At 55.9% G+C, this 16,829-nt stretch carries 22 protein-coding genes; 10 read left to right on the top strand and 12 right to left on the bottom strand.

Annotated features, from left to right (window positions below; genetic code table 11):
- The first annotated feature begins 101 nt into the window (after window positions 1-101).
- The gene (locus LPQ25_RS13690; RefSeq protein ID WP_004219446.1) at window positions 102-230 is read left to right on the top strand and encodes a hypothetical protein; all 129 of its coding nucleotides are present in this window, start codon (window positions 102-104) and stop codon (window positions 228-230) included.
- Between the two features lie 54 nt (window positions 231-284).
- Window positions 285-407, top strand: a complete 123-nt coding sequence (locus LPQ25_RS13685) for a small membrane protein (RefSeq protein ID WP_004143611.1) — start codon at window positions 285-287, stop codon at window positions 405-407.
- Here LPQ25_RS13685 and LPQ25_RS13680 read toward each other — a convergent pair.
- The 3 genes from LPQ25_RS13680 to LPQ25_RS27300 all read right to left on the bottom strand — a co-directional run bounded on the left by LPQ25_RS13680 (window position 404) and on the right by LPQ25_RS27300 (window position 1,544).
- Complete coding sequence (locus LPQ25_RS13680) at window positions 404-1,039, bottom strand: helix-turn-helix transcriptional regulator (RefSeq protein ID WP_014907645.1); 636 nt, start codon at window positions 1,037-1,039, stop codon at window positions 404-406. The genes LPQ25_RS13685 and LPQ25_RS13680 overlap by 4 nt on opposite strands.
- 67 nt (window positions 1,040-1,106) lie before the next feature.
- Window positions 1,107-1,229: a hypothetical protein gene (locus LPQ25_RS13675; protein ID WP_004148318.1), complete on the bottom strand. Its 123-nt coding sequence runs from the start codon at window positions 1,227-1,229 to the stop codon at window positions 1,107-1,109.
- A 219-nt stretch (window positions 1,230-1,448) separates the two neighbouring features.
- Complete coding sequence (locus LPQ25_RS27300; RefSeq protein WP_271229884.1) at window positions 1,449-1,544, bottom strand: YnaM/YnfT family protein; 96 nt, start codon at window positions 1,542-1,544, stop codon at window positions 1,449-1,451.
- On the opposite strand from LPQ25_RS27300, the gene LPQ25_RS13670 reads away from it, so the two are divergent.
- The 3 genes from LPQ25_RS13670 (at window position 1,504) to LPQ25_RS13660 (ending at window position 3,199) form a co-directional block, all read left to right on the top strand.
- Complete coding sequence (locus tag LPQ25_RS13670) at window positions 1,504-1,605, top strand: hypothetical protein (protein ID WP_223174880.1); 102 nt, start codon at window positions 1,504-1,506, stop codon at window positions 1,603-1,605. The genes LPQ25_RS27300 and LPQ25_RS13670 overlap by 41 nt on opposite strands.
- Window positions 1,606-2,047: 442 nt before the next feature.
- On the top strand, window positions 2,048-2,521 hold the full coding sequence (locus LPQ25_RS13665) for an Hsp20 family protein (RefSeq protein WP_004183942.1): 474 nt from the start codon (window positions 2,048-2,050) through the stop codon (window positions 2,519-2,521).
- Between the two features lie 165 nt (window positions 2,522-2,686).
- On the top strand, window positions 2,687-3,199 hold the full coding sequence (locus LPQ25_RS13660; RefSeq protein ID WP_014907644.1) for a 2-oxo-tetronate isomerase: 513 nt from the start codon (window positions 2,687-2,689) through the stop codon (window positions 3,197-3,199).
- 20 nt (window positions 3,200-3,219) lie between these two features.
- Here LPQ25_RS13660 and LPQ25_RS13655 read toward each other — a convergent pair whose 3' ends face one another.
- Window positions 3,220-4,437, bottom strand: a complete 1,218-nt coding sequence (locus LPQ25_RS13655; protein WP_004892184.1) for a diguanylate phosphodiesterase — start codon at window positions 4,435-4,437, stop codon at window positions 3,220-3,222.
- Window positions 4,438-4,837: 400 nt separating this feature from the next.
- Between LPQ25_RS13655 and LPQ25_RS27415 the strand changes: the two genes are divergently transcribed.
- Window positions 4,838-4,957, top strand: a complete 120-nt coding sequence (locus LPQ25_RS27415; RefSeq protein ID WP_004195995.1) for a small membrane protein — start codon at window positions 4,838-4,840, stop codon at window positions 4,955-4,957.
- Window positions 4,958-4,987: 30 nt separating this feature from the next.
- On the opposite strand, the gene kbvR is transcribed toward LPQ25_RS27415, so the two are convergent.
- On the bottom strand, window positions 4,988-5,599 hold the full coding sequence (kbvR, locus tag LPQ25_RS13650; protein ID WP_002903816.1) for a LuxR family transcriptional regulator KbvR: 612 nt from the start codon (window positions 5,597-5,599) through the stop codon (window positions 4,988-4,990).
- 310 nt (window positions 5,600-5,909) lie between these two features.
- On the opposite strand from kbvR, the gene LPQ25_RS13645 reads away from it, so the two are divergent.
- The gene (locus LPQ25_RS13645; RefSeq protein WP_014907643.1) at window positions 5,910-6,845 is read left to right on the top strand and encodes a helix-turn-helix domain-containing protein; all 936 of its coding nucleotides are present in this window, start codon (window positions 5,910-5,912) and stop codon (window positions 6,843-6,845) included.
- Window positions 6,846-6,871: 26 nt separating this feature from the next.
- Here the strand turns inward: LPQ25_RS13645 and LPQ25_RS13640 are convergent, their stop codons facing one another.
- From LPQ25_RS13640 to ltnD, 5 genes are read right to left on the bottom strand one after another with little or no spacing between them, the layout of a single operon-like run.
- A complete protein-coding gene (locus LPQ25_RS13640; RefSeq protein ID WP_014907642.1) occupies window positions 6,872-8,236 on the bottom strand; it encodes a GntP family transporter in 1,365 nt (454 codons plus the stop codon).
- A 57-nt stretch (window positions 8,237-8,293) separates the two neighbouring features.
- Window positions 8,294-9,076 carry an HPr family phosphocarrier protein gene (locus LPQ25_RS13635; protein WP_004183945.1) on the bottom strand — a complete coding sequence of 261 codons (783 nt, stop codon included), beginning with the start codon at window positions 9,074-9,076 and terminating at the stop codon, window positions 8,294-8,296.
- Between the two features lie 4 nt (window positions 9,077-9,080).
- A complete protein-coding gene (gene otnC / locus LPQ25_RS13630; RefSeq protein WP_002210516.1) occupies window positions 9,081-9,701 on the bottom strand; it encodes a 3-oxo-tetronate 4-phosphate decarboxylase in 621 nt (206 codons plus the stop codon).
- Window positions 9,694-10,959, bottom strand: a complete 1,266-nt coding sequence (gene otnK, locus LPQ25_RS13625) for a 3-oxo-tetronate kinase (protein ID WP_004224682.1) — start codon at window positions 10,957-10,959, stop codon at window positions 9,694-9,696. The genes otnC and otnK overlap by 8 nt, the downstream gene beginning before the upstream one ends.
- An 11-nt stretch (window positions 10,960-10,970) precedes the next feature.
- Window positions 10,971-11,873 carry an L-threonate dehydrogenase gene (gene ltnD, locus LPQ25_RS13620; protein WP_002903955.1) on the bottom strand — a complete coding sequence of 301 codons (903 nt, stop codon included), beginning with the start codon at window positions 11,871-11,873 and terminating at the stop codon, window positions 10,971-10,973.
- 260 nt (window positions 11,874-12,133) lie between these two features.
- On the opposite strand from ltnD, the gene LPQ25_RS13615 reads away from it, so the two are divergent.
- Window positions 12,134-12,895 (top strand): DeoR/GlpR family DNA-binding transcription regulator, encoded by a 762-nt coding sequence (locus LPQ25_RS13615; RefSeq protein ID WP_002210513.1) that lies wholly within the window; start codon window positions 12,134-12,136, stop codon window positions 12,893-12,895.
- 20 nt (window positions 12,896-12,915) lie between these two features.
- Here LPQ25_RS13615 and LPQ25_RS13610 read toward each other — a convergent pair whose 3' ends face one another.
- Window positions 12,916-13,776 carry a broad-spectrum class A beta-lactamase SHV-11 gene (locus LPQ25_RS13610; RefSeq protein WP_004176269.1) on the bottom strand — a complete coding sequence of 287 codons (861 nt, stop codon included), beginning with the start codon at window positions 13,774-13,776 and terminating at the stop codon, window positions 12,916-12,918.
- Window positions 13,777-14,073: 297 nt separating this feature from the next.
- On the opposite strand from LPQ25_RS13610, the gene LPQ25_RS13605 reads away from it, so the two are divergent.
- Both LPQ25_RS13605 and LPQ25_RS13600 read left to right on the top strand, forming a co-directional pair.
- Window positions 14,074-14,334, top strand: a complete 261-nt coding sequence (locus tag LPQ25_RS13605) for a hypothetical protein (RefSeq protein ID WP_014907641.1) — start codon at window positions 14,074-14,076, stop codon at window positions 14,332-14,334.
- Window positions 14,335-14,420: 86 nt separating this feature from the next.
- On the top strand, window positions 14,421-15,509 hold the full coding sequence (locus LPQ25_RS13600; RefSeq protein WP_014907640.1) for an AAA family ATPase: 1,089 nt from the start codon (window positions 14,421-14,423) through the stop codon (window positions 15,507-15,509).
- 30 nt (window positions 15,510-15,539) lie between these two features.
- Here the strand turns inward: LPQ25_RS13600 and LPQ25_RS13595 are convergent, their stop codons facing one another.
- A complete protein-coding gene (locus LPQ25_RS13595; RefSeq protein ID WP_014907639.1) occupies window positions 15,540-16,805 on the bottom strand; it encodes an MFS transporter in 1,266 nt (421 codons plus the stop codon).
- Window positions 16,806-16,829: the final 24 nt, after the last annotated feature.

Genomic DNA, 16,829 nt, shown 5'->3' with positions numbered 1-16,829 from the left:
CACCACGCTCCTTCCACGTCAGTAGACCATTATTTCAGGCCGTCATCTTGCCTGACGTCGCGACAGTACACGCTGGGCGTTAGGCCAGGCATTGTCAGTTTATGCTTCATCGTTATTACCCTAACGCCTGTCTGATAAAGGAAATCGTTTTTACTCTTTTTATTATCTTTCAGAATTATCGCACGGAGTTTTACCTTTGTCTGAAATGGTTGTCGCTGGGTTGTATTTGAAAACATCCACCCCTTATTATTTAAAAAATCATCTTTATCTTTTAAAAGGTTGTTATGAGTAACTTACTATTATTAGTCCTGGCGGTGGTGTTATTGTTTACATCTTTGTTTTTTGGCCTGTCCTATGTTAGAGAAAGAAGAAAAATGAAGATGCGCTTTAATAAATTCCGACGTTAACCGATCCTTCCTGCGGAAAGCGCAAGAGCAACAGATGAGAATCTCGTTAACTCTTGTTTGGTAGCTATTTGGAATTTTTTCATAATATTGATTTTGTGAGAGAAGATCGTCTTATGACTGATGCCCAGTTTTTGCGCTATCTGCTGATTGTTCATTCCCGTTCTGATCGCATCGATAATATAAAGTTGTGATTTGGTCAAGGTTAACCGAGGGCATTTGACACAGCGTCTGCTGTCTTTTTCCAGCCCACCGCAACTAAATGTTGTCGACTCCGTCAGACGTTTTGCAATCTGATTTTTTACGCGGCGCAAGTCGCTGTTCATGCTGATAAAAGTGGCATCGCGTAGACAAAGTGGTAACTGTTCAACCTGCAAAGCGCTGTCGGTGGCGACGAAAATAAAAATAGACGTGTGCGGAGGGAGTTTTTTGAAAAACGGGTGGCATAGATAATGTTCACCAGCGGCCATTTCTGTGAACAGCATATCAATCGGACCTAATATATCTGTGGAATAGTCCACAACGGAATACGGTTCACGGATGTGTTCTTCTTTCGCGATCTCGCTAAGCAGTTGGCAAATTCCGCGATTAAGAAATATGTTTTCAGTGTTAATTAAAATATCAGGCATAGTCATGGCGATCGTGAAAGTTGTCATGCATTTAAAGTGGAGAACATTAAATGCGTATGCCTTTAGGATATTTCTAATAATCAACAAATGCAATAAGTCTAATTTTGGACTTTGAGCTGGCGAGTAAAATTAATGGTATATTAATCAATGGCTTATTTTTTAGCGTTGCGCGGACATGACCGCTAATTTGGCACAAACTGCTTAAATTGCTTATATTGCATGCGTTAATTCTGGTCTCAAATATATTAATCAGAGTTACTTATTCACTGTATGAATTGCTTTTTCAAAAATACCTTTTGCAGGCGCGGGTCCTTGAGGAGATTGCGCCTGAGCGAAACCTGGGGTGGTCATTGATAAAAAGGGGCGGGGTAGACCCGCCGCTGCGGAGGGTGAACAGCAACGGCGTACAACAGAATCAGTTATCAGGATTGTTGGAAATGCTTTTCCACACCATTCCCAGGCCGATCAACATCGACGCGAAGAGGGCGAACAGGGTGGTTGAGATAAAAATGCTGGTCATGGCGGTGCCTCAGAAAGTGCGTATGCAGATCATTAGGCACGGTGTCGGATGAAAGGTTCCTTACCCGGCCGGGTATATTTTCACCAGCGGCGTCCGGTTGACGGCAACAAGGCGAATGCCACGTCGAAGCGCCGCTGTTGGCAAGGGGACCCTGAGAGGCAGCCGTGTTGCTAAACGCACTGTTCATGGGGAGAATACACGACGGCAAAGGGGGAGCGATTCGGACGTTGACATCCCTTAAACAAGTTATATATACATGTCGCTTCTGTTTATTGAATGTTAAACAGCATCAGTTATGGGACTCAGAAGCGCCACAGCCCCGCCGTCGGGCGGGGTAACTTCGCCACCGGCATGCTTATTTTTCACTGAGACTGGCGAAGAAAAATTTTTTATTTCGGGTCTTGAAAAACGCGCCTTAGATATTATTTTATATAGCGGACAAGCAATGCTTGCCTTTATGTTGAGCTTTTGAATGGATATTCAGGAGGTTAATTATGGCACTCAAAACCTTGTCAGCACTCCCGGTATTTGCTGATTCTCTTTTTGCCGATCGCTTTAATCGTATTGACCGTCTTTTCAGCCAGTTAACGGGCGATACGCCGGTGGGCACTTTACCGGCTTATGATTTACAGAAAGTCGACGACAGCAATTTCCTGCTCAGCGTCAGCGTGCCTGGCTGGAAAGATGATGAGCTGGAAATAGAAACCGTAGGGGGGAATCTGCATATTTCCGGGAAACGCCAGGAAACCGATTCCTCGACAGACAGCGGTGAACGCTGGATTTATAAAGGTATCCGCCGCGCTAATTTCCAGCTCAGTTTCTCTCTTCCTGAACACGCCCAAATTAATCAGGCGCAGCTGGATAGCGGCATCTTAAAAATAGCCATCCACCAGGAGATCCCGGAGAGCGAAAAACCGCGTAAAATTGCGATCGAGAATCAGGGGCGCGTGATAGAACATAAAGTTTGATTCACCGTTGTTCCGACGATGTTACCTTAAAGGCCCGCCCTGCGGGCCTTTATCCTTTCCCCCTGAAAATATAAATGGCCTCCCGACGACAAAGAAATCGATATGCTATTCTGTTAACAGACGCAGTGAGTCTGCTATTTCTTTCAATTTCGGCGAGGAGGAAGAATGACTGACGAGATCGATAGCGACGCAAACAGTACGCATGAACTAACCGCTGAAGTGGCTCGGGCGCTGATCGCGCGCGGTTGGCGACTGACCACGGCGGAGTCCTGCACCGGAGGGAATCTGGCGGCAGCGCTCTGTGCCCAGGCGGATACCGCGGCATTTTATGATACCGGCGTAGTGACCTTCAGCGATGAAGCCAAGCGCAACGTGCTGCAGGTTCGCGCGGAAACCCTGGCGGTACACAGCGCCGTCAGCGAAACCTGCGTTCAGGAGATGTCCTCTGGTATTCTGGCGCTCGCCGGGGCCGATATCGCCATCGCCGTCAGCGGCTACGCCGGACCGGAGGGCGGGGAAGATGGTACCCCCGCCGGCACGGTATGGTTTGCCTGGAATTTTCGCGGCCAGACTGAAACCAAACGGATGTGCTTTGCCGGCGACTGTGAGACCGTGGTGGCGAAAGCGGTACGATATGCCCTGGCGGCGCTGAGCGAAAAGCTTGCCCACTGGCAGTGACGATGCCCGGGGGCGCGGCCTTACAGGTCCATTGCCTGGCGCGCTACCGGCCAGCAAATCTCCCCGATGCCGTTAAGGCAGGGTCGGGAAAAGAGAAAGCCCTGAAACAGGCGTATGCCCACCGACTGCAGCCAGCACCACTCCTCCAGGGTTTCGACACCTTCAGCCACCACCGTAATGCCAAGATCCTCGCAGCAGCGGACGACCGAGGCGACAATCGCCTGTTTGGTGCCGCTAATATGGATATCGCGCACCAGTTCCGCATCCACTTTGATTTTATCAGGCTGAAAACGGGTCAGTAACGACAGGCCGGAATAACCTGCGCCAAAGTCGTCGATGGCCAGCTTCATGCCCGCGACGCGCAGGGCTTTGAGCACCTTGCGGAACTGGTCAAAGCAGGTGATCACCTCTGTCTCGGTCACCTCGATCAGTACCTGATCCGGTCTGAGGCCGGCCGCCAGCAGGCTGTCCATCAGCCAGCCTACGGCGTCAGGGTGGTGATACAGCGATCCGGGCAACAGGTTAATCGCCAGCTGATGTTTCCCGAGCGGCAGCTGGCCGGCGAGAGCGAATGCAAACGCTTTGCTTTCAAGATCAAAACGGTAGCGATCCTCCGCCGCAATGGCGGCAAACATTTCCACGGGAGAGCCGCCGGTTGGGCTGCGGATCAGAGCCTCAAAGGAAGAAACTCGCTTTTTAGCCGGCTCGACAATAGCCTGCAGAGCAAACTGGCAAGGTTGACCGGGCAGGTGCTGCGGCGCGGCCGTACCTGACGCGGGCATCATCATCCAGCGAGAGGGCTGCAGCGGCTCGGGCAGGCAATAGCGGCCGCCGTCGGCAATGAAGGCGCTAAGCAGCCGGAACATCCGGTCGTTGACCGGTTCGGTGACCCCAAACGTGCTAAAGCGCAGAATTTCCTCCAGCGCGCCATCGGTTTCAAACAGCCGGAGATCCAGTATGCGCATTCCGGTGCCGTGAAAACGTCGGTAGGCTGAGTAATCGCGCATCAGCTCCACTACGTCGCGATGACGCGGGTCGCTTTGGATTTCGCTGAACAGCGACTCAAGTGCCTCCTCAGTCCCTTCCAGGACCTGGAAAAACTGCAGGCCGTTAAACAGCAGAATGCCGGTGATGCCAAGGGGCAAATTTTTACTGCTGGCGCGATGGACTAAAGCGTCGAGATCGACGGGCGGGCGGTCAGGATGAACCTGGCTGCGGTAAATCAGGGTGGTTAGCATAGTTGTTACGATCGCTCCCGCGGCGTAAGAACATCCGCGCTCAGCATGCAAGATGAGTATGGCCTGACCCTAAAGGAGGGCGAGGCTGATATGTACAAACATTCAACCAACCGTGATGTCCGCTACGCGGAACGCGAGCTTCACTTTGTGATTCCGTCCACTGTACAGGGAATTACACATTTGGCTATCTTTTTCTCATCCTCAATGCAAAAAGACGCTAACAGGCCTCTCATTCCCTCCTCAGACACTGGCGCTGCGTCTTATTTTACCTGTTAATATTCGCTACCAGGAATTATCCTACCATTCTATTTCCCACTCTCAAAAATGAGGCGCTGGTCTTGCCTGAATATAATCGAGTGAATATTATCACTCTAAATTAAATCCTTTTGTCAGGTTTGATATGAGCGACTTCTTTATTATTTTGTGTCTGATTTTATGTCCCATCATTTCTTTATGGAGTGGCTTTTCCTATATTCAGGAAAGGCGCAAGAGACGGTATGTTTTCCGTTCCAGAAGATGATTGTTTGACAGAATAAAATGACGAGTTGTATCAGCGTTTGGCGAGCAGTTGCACAAGGTTGTTAAACTGCTGACGGCTATTCAAATTAAATTTACTCATAATATTCTTTTTATGTGAATGAATCGTTTTGGGACTAATATTTAGCGCAGCGGCGACTTCATGCGGGCTCAGGCCAATACTGAACGCGTAAATGACTTTGGTTTGCGCGTCGCTGACCGACCTGCAGGCGCAATTAATGCAACGCCGCAGACGATTGAACGGCGGGTCTTGCCGCGGTAGCAGCGGACGCTCGATGGCGTTAGCTATCTCATCTTTCAGCCGCTGAACGCGAGCGTGAGGCGGCATAAATACCGCATGCTGCAGACAATTCGGTAAACCCTCATCTACGGTAGCGTGTTCATTGTCCGGGAAAATAAAAAGCGTATATTGTTCCGGGGCATGCTGAAAAAGATCCTGACACAAGTACCACTCCCCCGCGACCATTTCCGTGAATATCACATCAGCTTGCGCCATCGATCCTGCATCCCATTGTTGAGAAAACTGATAGTGTGGCCGCCCGGCGGCCTTCATCGCTTCATCAACCAGTTCAGCAATAGCGACTCGCAAATAGTGATTTTTTATATTGAACAAAAAATTAGTCATATAACTTCCCTGTGGGCATTAAAAAACATATCTGGATAAATTAAAGAATATAATGATGATGCGGGTACAATTTTTAGCCGTGGTAATCTAAGGGATGTTTTCCATTAATGCAATATCTGGTGGGGAAAGTGAGATAACGGTATATTGATATGCGAAAGTTCCTAATAAACAAAACCTTAAGCATATATTTGTCACTATTTAAAGCCGTTTCCCGTTTTTTTATTTTTGCGATGCATAAAAAGCTTAGTGATAGCCGCGCTCTGTTGTTAAAATTAGCGGAGGACAAGAATACAGGATGTATGCCGTACTCATGAAGCAGATGCTCTATTTGAAAATGCTGGCGTGGCTGGAGGATAATATCTATTGTAACCCGGCGATCGATGACCTGGCGCAGTATATGGGCTATTCGCGTCGGTTTGTGTACGACGTGTTTTACCAGTATGGCCAGTTACCCATCGGGCAGTATATTCGTCTGCGGCGGTTGACCATCGCAGCGGTCAGTCTGCGCTTAACACGGCAACCGATCGCCGCTATTGCCTGGCAGTTAAGCTATGACTCGCCGCAGACCTTTTCCCGGGAGTTTAAGAAGCGCTTTTCGCTCTCGCCACGTGAATACCGTTGCGCGGCGCACTGGGACACGGCAAAGCTGTTGAAAAAGTTTCACCCGGACGGAGAGAGCCTACCTCTGGCTCGTTTTTTTTCTCTGCCGGAACAGGTCTATTACGGCTATCCGATGAAGTATGAACTGCGCCTGTCGGATTTGGTGTTGCAAAGCACCGCTAAGACGAGCATCAGACAAAAGGTTGACCGTTTTTTCACCGCTGGCGGAGGCTCGCTTTCCGTACTTTCCGTACTTTCCGACTACGCCGCGGCGAGTAAAAATGAGCTTAACGTCGAGGTTAACGCTTTTGTCGGCTGTCATGAGGCGGGAAAGCTGCCCCCCGCGCTGGCCATGAACAGCTCGCTGACCACCCGGTCAGGGCTTTATGTCGGGGTTGAATTCTACGGCAGTTGGTCACGTTATGCTCGTTTATCCAGCGATCTGTATATGGAGCTGCTGCCATCCCTGGGGGTAAGTCGTCGGGATGGCTATGACATTGAATGTTTTATAACCCGCCATGCGGAAGGCGAAGAGGCAGGGGACAGGCGCTATCGCGTACGCTATTTTATCCCGGTGACGCTGTCGGCAGCGGGTCTGCGGTCTGACAGCGGTAGTGGGTCAGGGCCTGTGCCGGGGCGAAGTTAAGGTGGCCGGAGCCACCCAGGTTAACATCAAAGCGCAAACCACAGCAGCCAGGTGATGAGAAAGCCCGTCACCCCCATGATGGTTGTCAAGACGGTCCAGGTTTTGAGTCCATCCGGCACCGAGAGTCCGAGATAGCGCGTGACGACCCAGAACCCGGCGTCGTTGACGTGCGACAGCCCGAGCGAGCCGAAGCAGGTCGCCAGCGTCACCAGCACCAGCTGCAGCGGCTCCAGACCGACAACCGCCTGCGACAGCAGACCGGAGGTGGTGAGGATCGCCACGGTGGCCGAACCCTGCGAGGCTCTGAGCACCAGCGATAGCAGAAAAGCGGCGGGCATCAGCGGCAGATGTATTGTCTCCAGCGCCTCGGCTAAGGCATTACCGATGCCGGAAGCGACCAGTACGCCGCCAAAGGCGCCGCCGGCGCCGGCGACGAGGATCACGTCCGCCGACGAGGGGATCGCGCTGCCGGTGACTTCGCCCAGCTTTTTCAGGCTCATCCGCCGACGGATGCCCAGCGTCCAGCTGGCCAGGCCCAGGGAGATCAGCAGGGCGACCGGCGGGGTACCAATGACGGTCATCAGCTGGCGAACCGCGTTTTCCGGCAGCAGAAGCGCCTGACACAGCGTCCCGGAAACAATCAGCATGATGGGCACCACGATCAGCCCACCGATAACCAGCGCATTCGGCGGCGGCAGACGGGTCTGCTGCGCGTTAACCGAGAGATCCGGTACTTCCGCCGTTTGTTGCTGCTCCAGCACGTTAATCGACAGATGATAATGGCGCCGATTGATAAACCGGGCGACAAAATAGCCCACGATACCGACGACCACCGACACCCCAATCCCCGCCAGCATCAGCCAACCGACATCGCTATGCAGAATGCCTGCCGCAGCCGCTGCGCCAGGATGGGTGGGCAGCGCCACGTGGACGGTTAACATCACGCCGGCCATCGGCAGGCCAAACTTCATCGGCGACACGTGGGCGACTTTGCTGAAGCCGTAGATTAACGGAATGATGATGATAAAGCCGACTTCAAAAAAGACCGGGGTGCCGAGAATAAAAGCCACAATGGTTAAGGCGGCAATGGTTCGTTTTGCACCCAGTACGCCGGTCAACGTTTTCGCCAGCGATTCGGCGCCGCCGGACATTTCAATCAGCACCCCCAGCATTGAGCCCAGAATAATAATGCTGGCGATGTGGCCAAGCAGGCCGCCCATGCCTTTTTCAATGGTGGTTATAATTTTATCTGCCGGAATGCCGGTGGCGAATGCCACCAGCAGGCTGACGATCAGGAGCGCCACAAAAGGATGTGCTTTCGCTTTGATCACTAACAGGAGCAACAGCACTACGCTGGCTAACGCAATAAGTAACAGCGCCGATGTCGACATAGGTTTGCCTCGGGTATTAACAGGTGTACAGAGAGTTATTTTTTTAGAAAACGGCGTTTATTTTTTCCGGTAGGGCGAGAACCACCCCAGCCCGGAAAGCGTGTCTGTCCGGGGGATATATTCGCAGCCGATCCAGCCGTCATAACCGGTTTTATCCAGTAGCGCATAGAGCCACGGATAGTTTATTTCGCCCTCATCCGGTTCATGACGGTCGGGCAGGGAGGCAATCTGAATATGGCGATACTGGCCGGCATATTCGGTAATAAGATGGCTTAAATTGCCGTCCACCTTCTGCGCGTGAAACAGATCTAACTGCACCGCCAGGTTCGGCCTGTCGACCCGTTTCACCATCGCCAGCGTCTGATATTGACTGTGGTAGAGATAGCCCGGTTTGGTCTGCGGATTCAGCGCTTCGATGAGTATCCGCTTGTCGTGGCGGGCAAAGCACTCCGCGGCGTAGCGCAGATTATCGATAAGCACGGCCTCGCAGGCTGCGCGATCCGCTCCCGGCGGCACCACGCCGGCCATGATATGCACCTGCGGGCAACCGAGCTGGCAGGCATACTCCAGCGCCAGCTCAATATCGCGTCGGGCCTCCGCGCTTCTCCCGGGGATGGCGGCGAGCCCCCATTCTCCGGCGTTGACGTCGCCGGGTGGGGTATTGAACAGCACCAGCTGCAGCTGGTTCTCCTGCAGGCGCTGTCTGATTTCCCCGGCGGCATACTCATAGGGAAACAGAAACTCAACGGCTTCAAATCCCGCCCGGGCAGCGGCGGCAAAGCGTTCCAGGAACGGCAGTTCGGTAAACAGCATGGATAAATTTGCAGCGAATTTTGGCATGGTTTTATCTCAGTTCTTTCACTTCGTCAGCGGTCAGGTAGCGGATCTCGCGGTTGCCGAGGGTAAATATCAGCCGTGCGGTCTCTTCCAGTTCCTCGGTATTGTTGGTGGCTTCGCGCAGCGATGAGCCAGTAACCACCGGTCCGTGGTTGGCCAGTAAAAAGGCGTTATAGCGCGGCGCCAGCCCGGCCAGCGCCTGGGCAATACGGTCATCGCCCGGCCGGTAGTAGGGAACCACCGGGACGTCGCCGACGCGCATCACCACATAGGGGGTAAAGGGGCGGATACAGTTGTGCGGATCGAGCCCCTGCAGGCAGGAGAGCGCGGTTAGATAGTGGCTGTGCAAGTGGACGATCGCCTTGCAGGCCGGGTTGTGCAAATAGACCGCCCGGTGAAAAGTGACCTCTTTCGACGGTTTGTCGCCGGAGATCCATTCCCCTTGCAGCGTCACCACCGACAACCGCTGAGCCTGCAGTTCGCCGAGGCAGGCGCCGGTCGGCGTCGCCAGCAGGTTGCCGTCCGGCAGCAGCAGCGACAGATTGCCAGCGGAGCCGGTGGCATAGCCGCGGCTAAACAACGAGGCGCCAATCTGCACCATTTCCTCTCGCAGTTGTTGCTCAGTCATGACGAAACTCCTGCTGGGCACGGGCAAAGAACTGGATATCGCCGAAGTTACCTGACTTCAGCGCCAGGGAGAGCGGCTGGCGGGTGTCACGCACCCAGGGCACGCCAGGGGAGATGGTCGGCCCAATATGGAACGCCTCAACCCCCAGGGTCTGCGCCACAATGCTCGACGTTTCCCCTCCGGCCACAATAAAGCGGGTAAATCCTTTCGCCTTCAGGGCGGCGGCAAGGGCGGCAAACAGCTGTTCCACCCGTTCGCTGCTGGCCTTGTCGCCATACTGCGCCTGGATCCGCTGCAGCGTTTGCGGCTCGGTGGTGGCATAGATCATCGGCGCCAGCGGCGCATCGCGCTGCGCGTCCACCCAGTCAGTCAGCGTCCTGACGTAGCTCTCCAGATCGGTAAAGCAGGCGCTTAAGTCGACGGCGCGGGCGGGGGCCTGTTGACGATAGGCCGCCACCTGGCTGTTGGTCATCACCGAGCAGGAGCCCGAGAGCACCACCGCCGGGCCGACCAGCGGCATGCCGGCCTGAGCGCTTTCACCCCGGGCGCCATGGCGCTGCGCCCAGTCGCGGGCGAGGCCGATGGCGAGGCCGGAACCGCCGGAGACCAGCTTCATCTCCCGCAGCGCCACGCCCTGGGTGAGCAGATCCTGTTCGCTGAGGGCGTCGAGCACCACATAGCGCACCGCCGGATCGTTGACTGCCGCCAGCGCGGCGGCGACCGCCTCCGGCCCCCGGGCGACAATCGGCCAGGCAATCAGCGCGGCTTTTCCGCGCCCCTGGCGCTCAATTAAGCGGCCCAGGTGCGCATCCTCCATCGGCGTCACCGGATGGTGGCGCATCCCGGACTCATTCAGCAGTTGCTCGCCGACGAACAGATATCCCTGATAGACCGTGCGGCCGTTAACCGGCAGCGCCGGGGAAATCACCGTCCGCGTCTCACCCAGCTCGGCCAGCAGGGCATCCAGCACCGGGCCAATGTTGCCCTGCGCGGTGCTGTCGAAAGTGGAACAGTACTTGAAATAAAACTGCTGACAGCCCTGGGCCTGCAGCCAGCGCAGGGCCGCCAGCGACTGGCTGACGGCCATTTCCGCCGGGCAGGAGCGAGTTTTCAGGCTGATGACCACCGCCTCGCTGGTCAGCGGAAGATCGCGGGTCGGCACGCCATTCAGTTGCACCGTCGGCATGCCGTTGCGCACGAGGAAGCTGGCAATATCCGTGGCGCCGGTGAAGTCATCGGCAATGACACCAAGCTGCATGTTGTCTCTCCTCACTGTTTATGGCCCGGCAGGGTGATGCCGTTGAAAATCTTGATCACCGCGCTGTCATCTTCCCGACCGAATCCGGCATTACTGGCGGAGGTGAACATATTCAGCGCGGTGGTAGCGAGCGGCAGCGGGAAGGTCAGCGCCCGGGCAGTGTCATTCACCAGCCCGAGATCTTTGACAAAAATATCGACAGCGGATTTTGGCGAGTAATCGCCATCCAGGACGTGCTGCATGCGATTCTCAAACATCCAGGAATTACCCGCCGCGTGGGTGACCACGTCATACATCGTCTCCAGTGGGATCCCGGCGCGGGCGGCAAGCGCCATCGCTTCGGCGGCAACGGCGATGTGCACCCCGGCCAGCAGCTGATGGATAATTTTTACCGTCGAGCCAAGACCAATGTCGCTCCCGATGCGGTAGACTTTGCCGGCCACGGCGTCCAGCACCGGCGCGAGGCGGGCAAAGGCGGCATCGCTCCCGGAGGCCATCACCGTCATGTCGCCGGCGGCCGCTTTCACGGCGCCGCCCGATACCGGCGCGTCGAGCATCAATAGCTGGTACTCCGCCAGCGCCTCGGCAATGGCCTGAGCATCGGCGGAGGCGATGGTGGACGACACCATCACGACGGTGCCCGGCTTCAGATGGGCGGCGAGGCCGCTCTCGCCGAACAGGATCCCCCGCACCTGGGCGGCATTGACCACCAGCAGCACAACTGCATCCAGTTCCGCGGCGAACGGCACCGCGCTGGGGCCCGCGCCTTTGGCGCCCGCCGCCAGCAGTGCGCGACAGTTGTCGGGATTGATGTCAACGCCCCAGGTGTTCAGGCCCGCCTGCAGGCAGGCGCGGGCAGCGCCCATGCCCATTGAACCCAGTCCAATCACGCAGACGTTAGTGTGTGCAGCCATGCTGGTCTCCTTGTGAACATTAGTTAATTAATGTGATTTAATGATAGAATAAAGCGTTATCATGTGAATTTATGTGAGAGTTATCACGAATAACCCACATGAATATAAAAAATTCACAGGCGGAAAGAGGCTGCACAACGGCGATTCTTGCCCTAAAATAGCCTAAAAACAGCGGCAAAGCGCGATAACAACACCGGGTGTCGCCAGGCCCGCCGCCTGAGTGATGACGCCTGGTGTGAAAAAATGGTAAGGGGAGAGCGGTGATTCCAATCGAACGACATCAGCGTATTTTAGCCCTGGTGGAGCAGCGTGGGGCGGTAAGCATTAACGAGCTGACGGAGATCCTCGGCGTGTCCCATATGACCATCCGTCGGGACGTTAGTAAACTGGAGGAGCAGGGGCTGCTGGTCAGCGTCTCGGGCGGCGTGCGCGCCGTCAGCCGGCTGGCCGCGGAACCCAGTCATCTGGTGAAAAGCACGCTGCAGAGTGAGGAGAAACAGGCGATCGGCGCGCTGGCGGCGAGTCATATCGCCAAAAACAGTTGCATTTATCTGGATGCCGGGACTACCACCCTGGCGCTGGCGCGGGCGATCCTCGACCGGAACGATCTCCAGGTGGTCACCAATGATTTTGAGATAACCCAGCTGCTGATCGATGCCAGCCAGTGCGGCGTGATCCACACCGGCGGCACTCTGTGCCGGGAGAACCGCTCTTGCGTGGGCGAATCGGCGGCGCGTACGTTACGCCACCTGGCTATCGATACGGCCTTTATCTCCGCCAGCGGCTGGGACAGTCGCGGGATATTCACCCCTGATGAGAACAAGGTTACCGTCAAGGAGACCGTCAGCCAGGTCAGCGCGAGAAGCATCCTGCTGTGCGACAGTTCGAAATACAATCAGGTGGCCACGTTTATGGCGTTACCTTTGACCCGGTTCACCACCATCATTACCGACAGGCATCTCTCCGATGCCGCCGCCAGTCATATCGCCCGGCACGCCTGCGAGGTGCTACGGGCCGGATAACGCGCGCGGCCACCGCCGGGTTAGCGTTGCCAGTGCTCGATCAGCGCCGCGCCGATCCCGGCGATTTGCTGATTTCGCTCGGCCATGCTCGCCGGGGTATCCCGCAGATAAATCACTACAATGCGCTCTGCTTTGTTATTCGGGCCAAGCAGGGCGACAATGCCGCGCGCACCCCGTTCGCCAGCTCCGGTCTTATCGGCGATAAACCAGCCCGCCGGCAGCACGGAGCGGATCAACGGTCCGGCGACCCGATCGTCCACCATCCATTGCAGCAGCTGCCGTTGCGAACGGGCGCTCAGACGCTGGCTGGTGAGCAGCTTGCGCAGGGTCGCGGCCATGCTGGCCGGGGTAGTGGTGTCGCGGGCGTCGCCGGGAAGCGCCTCATTCAGTTCCGTTTCCCAGCGGTCAAGGCGGGTGACGTTGTCGCCGATCTGGCGCAAAAAGGCAGTCAATCCTGCGGGGCCGCCGACGGTGGCCAGCAGCAGATTGGCGGCGCTGTTATCGCTCATGGTAATGGCGGCGGCACAGAGTTCGCCGACCGTCATGCCGTCGGCAAGGTGTTTTTCGCTGACCGGCGAGTAGTCCACCAGATCCTGCTGGCGATAGTGGATCTTTCGCTCCAGCTGTTCGTCACCGGCATCCACCCGCGCCAGCACTGCGCCGCAGAGCACTACTTTAAAGGTGCTCATCATGGGAAAGCGTTCATCGGCGCGCCAGGCGGTCAGCGTGCGGCCGCTGGCCAGATCCATTTCTATCATGCCTACGCGGCCCGACAGCTGGCTTTCGCTTTGTTTAATTTGCTCAAGCGGCTGCGGGCTGGCGTGTACCGCCAGCGGCAGGGTGGCTAACAGGGAGATAATACACAGGCGAATATAACGCATAACCACAATACATCCTTGAGTGAGGGCCGATAAAGGCGAGTAAAGAAGCGACAAATAAGAATAACCCGGCGTTTTGCTGATTCACAATTCCTCTTTTTTCCTTCATCATTTGTCATCTTTTATTTCGAATAATCAATATCTAGCCCTGCCTAAGCACGCTATTTTTTGACTCAAGGCCGTGATGAACTATAAGAAAGTACTAAATACCGCACTCTGTCGGGCGTCGCTGTTTGCCGATCACCACGCCCGCCGGTCCCTGCGGTTCGCCAACGCTATATGCCATCCCGGGAGGAACTGGTGCACCCGATAATTAAGGTCATGCTGGTGGGCGGTAAGGCGGACGGGCTGTTGGTCAGCGTCGCCGATGACGCGACCGAGGTCTCGGTGACGCCTGCGCAGTACGGTGCGCTATCCGGGCAACCGTTGAGCTACCGAATTGTTAGCCAAACCATTGACGATGAACGCTATTTTTTTGGCGTTTTCAGCGACACCCATCAGGATAGCGATAAGCTGACGCGGGTCGCCCTGACCCGTGGAATGAAAAAAATGTTCTGTTAAACCCTGCCCGAAAGGGGGCGTAAGAGGGTATGCCGGGCGCCGCTGTGCTACTGTGGCAGCCTTCTATTTCCAGGGCCGGACGCATAATGATTCAGTACATTCGTATTCAAAATTTTCGCTCAGTGAAGGATATCGCGCTGGAGCTCGGGCCGCTGAACATTGTCTTCGGCCCTAACGGCTGCGGTAAATCCAATATTTATAACGCCATCCACCTGCTGACCGCTGCCGCTGAGGGCAGGCTTTCGGGGTTTATCAGCGAAGAGGGCGGTCTGGAGAATATGATGTGGTCCGGGGAGCGTTCGCCCCTCGATCGTCACCCCCGCCGGCTGCAAATCGCCTGCCGGACCGACAGCTTCGATTATGAGCTGCAGATAGGCTTCCCTGAAAAATTGCCCTATCCGACGCAATTCATGCTCGATCCTGTCGTTAAAGAAGAGAATATCTGGCTGGCCGGCTACTCCCGCCGGCCTTCCTCCCGCGTACTGCAGCGCAAGAATCAGGCGGCGTTTCTCGTCGATGTCACCGGGGAGAAAAGTACTTTCACCGAGAGTATTTATGAAAATGAGTCGGTGTTCGGTCAGCTTGGCGAGCCGCACCGTTTTCCCGAAGTGTCGCGAGTGCGGGAGACCCTGCGCCGTTGGCGGTTTTATCATGAATTCGCGATTGGCCGTCATTCGCCGCTGCGTCAGCCGGCCGTGGGTTACCGTTCGCCAGTCCTCGACAGCGATGGCCAGAATCTCGCCGCCGCCTTTCAGACCATTGTCGAGATCGGCGCGGAGGAGATTTTGCATGAAATCCTTGCCGACGCCTTTCCCGGCTGCCAGTTTTATTGTGAAAACGAGCACTCGCGTTTCGCTCTGAAAATGCGTCGCGAAGGGATCCGCCGCCCGCTGCTGGCGGCGGAGATGTCCGACGGTACGCTGCGCTTTTTGTGCCTCGCCGTCGCGCTGCTCAGTCCGCGCCCGCCGGCGTTTCTGGCGATCAATGAACCGGAGAACAGCCTGCATCGCGACATGTTGCCCGCGCTGGCCCGGCTGATTATCGAGGCCTCGCGCTACAGCCAGATCTGGCTGACCAGCCACTCGGCGGAGCTGGCGGAGCTTATCGCCGCCGGGGCGCCTTGTCAGCGCTATGCGCTGGAGAATCGCGGCGGTGAGACGCGGATTGTCGAGTGAAGCCCGTCATCCCTGACGGGGGCGCTGGAGTCAGGCGGGGCTCTGCGTCTCTGCGGTCGGCAGCAGACGGTTGCCGCCGCGTAGGGTGACGAACGAGAGCAGGGTGAAGCTCAGGGTTATGCAGCCGAGGATCAGATAGGCCTGATGGAAGCCGACGGTGTCGTACATCCGGCCCACCCAGGCGGAAAGCACCACCCCGGACAACTGTTTTGACAGATTAAAACCGATCAGGAACAGGGTGGCCGAGAGGCGCGGGTTAAAGGCGGAAGAGATATATTTAAAAGTTCCCACCAGCAGGAAGGGGATCTCAAACATATGCAGCATCTTGAGGATCACCACCTCGACTGCCGATGAGGCGAAGGACGACCCGAGAATACGCACCGACATGATCATCCCCGCGGTCAGCAGGGCGTTTTTGGCGCCGATGCGGTTAACGATGGCCGGCGCGCAGAACATGATCAGCGCGTTGAGCAACTCGCCGCCGGTGGTGACGAAGCCAAACACTTCGGTACCGCGCTGCGGACTGACGAAAAAGCTTTTGAAAAAGTTGGCGAACTGCTGGTCAAACACGTCGTAGACGCTGGCGACACCCACCACATAGACGATAAAGCCCCAGAAGCGCGGCATACGCAGCAGCTCTGCCGCCGTACGCAGCGAAAAGGCCTGGCGATTGGCGCCCAGCGCCTCGATAACCTGGGCGCTGTTGCTGCTTTCCGGCCGCGACAGCCAGAGCAGCAGACCGAGCACCAGCGCAAAGCCGGAGGCGATCCAGAAGGTGATATTGGGATCGATGCCGAACAGCACGCCGGTTATCGAGGCGCATAGCGCCCAGCCGACGCAGCCTGCGACCCGCACTTTGCCATATTCAAAGCGGTTGGCCCGGCTGACGCGTTCGATATAAGCTTCCACCGCCCCGGAGCCGCTGGAGAAAACAATCCCCAGGTAGATCCCGCCTACCAGCGAACCAGCGATAATATTCATCTGCAGCAGCGGAGAGAAAACGAAAATAAAGAATGGCGCGAACAGAATTAACAATACCGTAATGGTCCACAGCAGATGTTTGCGCAGGCCGAGCTTATCCGACATCAGGCCGAACACCGGCTGAAAAATAATGGCGAATAACGAGATAGACGAGAAAACGATCCCGGTTTCCGTTTTAGTTAAATGGTTAACGTCCGCCAGCCACACCGGAAAAAACGGGAAGTAGGCCGACATAATGAAATAGTAAAAGAAAAAGAACAGCAGGAAATAGACGAAATTATGCCGTTCTCGTGGCGCCAGTTCTGAGAATTTCATCACCATGATCCCTTGTTATTCTGT

The sequence above is a fragment of the Klebsiella sp. KPN54798 genome, assembly GCF_021184225.1.
GTDB lineage: Bacteria > Pseudomonadota > Gammaproteobacteria > Enterobacterales > Enterobacteriaceae > Klebsiella > Klebsiella pneumoniae.
This window is presented reverse-complemented; position numbering and strand designations above follow the sequence as displayed.

Excerpts from the sequence above, each read along its gene's own strand:
- LPQ25_RS13645 (WP_014907643.1), top strand. The coding sequence starts at position 5,910 with ATGAAGCAGATGCTCTATTTGAAAATGCTGGCGTGGCTGGAGGATAAT.
- otnC (WP_002210516.1), bottom strand. The coding sequence starts at position 9,701 with ATGACTGAGCAACAACTGCGAGAGGAAATGGTGCAGATTGGCGCCTCG.
- LPQ25_RS13600 (WP_014907640.1), top strand. The coding sequence starts at position 14,421 with ATGATTCAGTACATTCGTATTCAAAATTTTCGCTCAGTGAAGGATATC.
- LPQ25_RS13680 (WP_014907645.1), bottom strand. The coding sequence starts at position 1,039 with ATGACTATGCCTGATATTTTAATTAACACTGAAAACATATTTCTTAAT.
- LPQ25_RS13660 (WP_014907644.1), top strand. The coding sequence starts at position 2,687 with ATGACTGACGAGATCGATAGCGACGCAAACAGTACGCATGAACTAACC.
- LPQ25_RS13655 (WP_004892184.1), bottom strand. The coding sequence starts at position 4,437 with ATGCTAACCACCCTGATTTACCGCAGCCAGGTTCATCCTGACCGCCCG.
- otnK (WP_004224682.1), bottom strand. The coding sequence starts at position 10,959 with ATGCAGCTTGGTGTCATTGCCGATGACTTCACCGGCGCCACGGATATT.
- LPQ25_RS13640 (WP_014907642.1), bottom strand. The coding sequence starts at position 8,236 with ATGTCGACATCGGCGCTGTTACTTATTGCGTTAGCCAGCGTAGTGCTG.
- LPQ25_RS13595 (WP_014907639.1), bottom strand. The coding sequence starts at position 16,805 with ATGAAATTCTCAGAACTGGCGCCACGAGAACGGCATAATTTCGTCTAT.
- LPQ25_RS13685 (WP_004143611.1), top strand. The coding sequence starts at position 285 with ATGAGTAACTTACTATTATTAGTCCTGGCGGTGGTGTTATTGTTTACA.
- LPQ25_RS13665 (WP_004183942.1), top strand. The coding sequence starts at position 2,048 with ATGGCACTCAAAACCTTGTCAGCACTCCCGGTATTTGCTGATTCTCTT.
- LPQ25_RS13635 (WP_004183945.1), bottom strand. The coding sequence starts at position 9,076 with ATGCCAAAATTCGCTGCAAATTTATCCATGCTGTTTACCGAACTGCCG.
- ltnD (WP_002903955.1), bottom strand. The coding sequence starts at position 11,873 with ATGGCTGCACACACTAACGTCTGCGTGATTGGACTGGGTTCAATGGGC.
- kbvR (WP_002903816.1), bottom strand. The coding sequence starts at position 5,599 with ATGACTAATTTTTTGTTCAATATAAAAAATCACTATTTGCGAGTCGCT.
- LPQ25_RS13690 (WP_004219446.1), top strand. The coding sequence starts at position 102 with ATGCTTCATCGTTATTACCCTAACGCCTGTCTGATAAAGGAAATCGTT.
- LPQ25_RS27415 (WP_004195995.1), top strand. The coding sequence starts at position 4,838 with ATGAGCGACTTCTTTATTATTTTGTGTCTGATTTTATGTCCCATCATT.
- LPQ25_RS13610 (WP_004176269.1), bottom strand. The coding sequence starts at position 13,776 with ATGCGTTATATTCGCCTGTGTATTATCTCCCTGTTAGCCACCCTGCCG.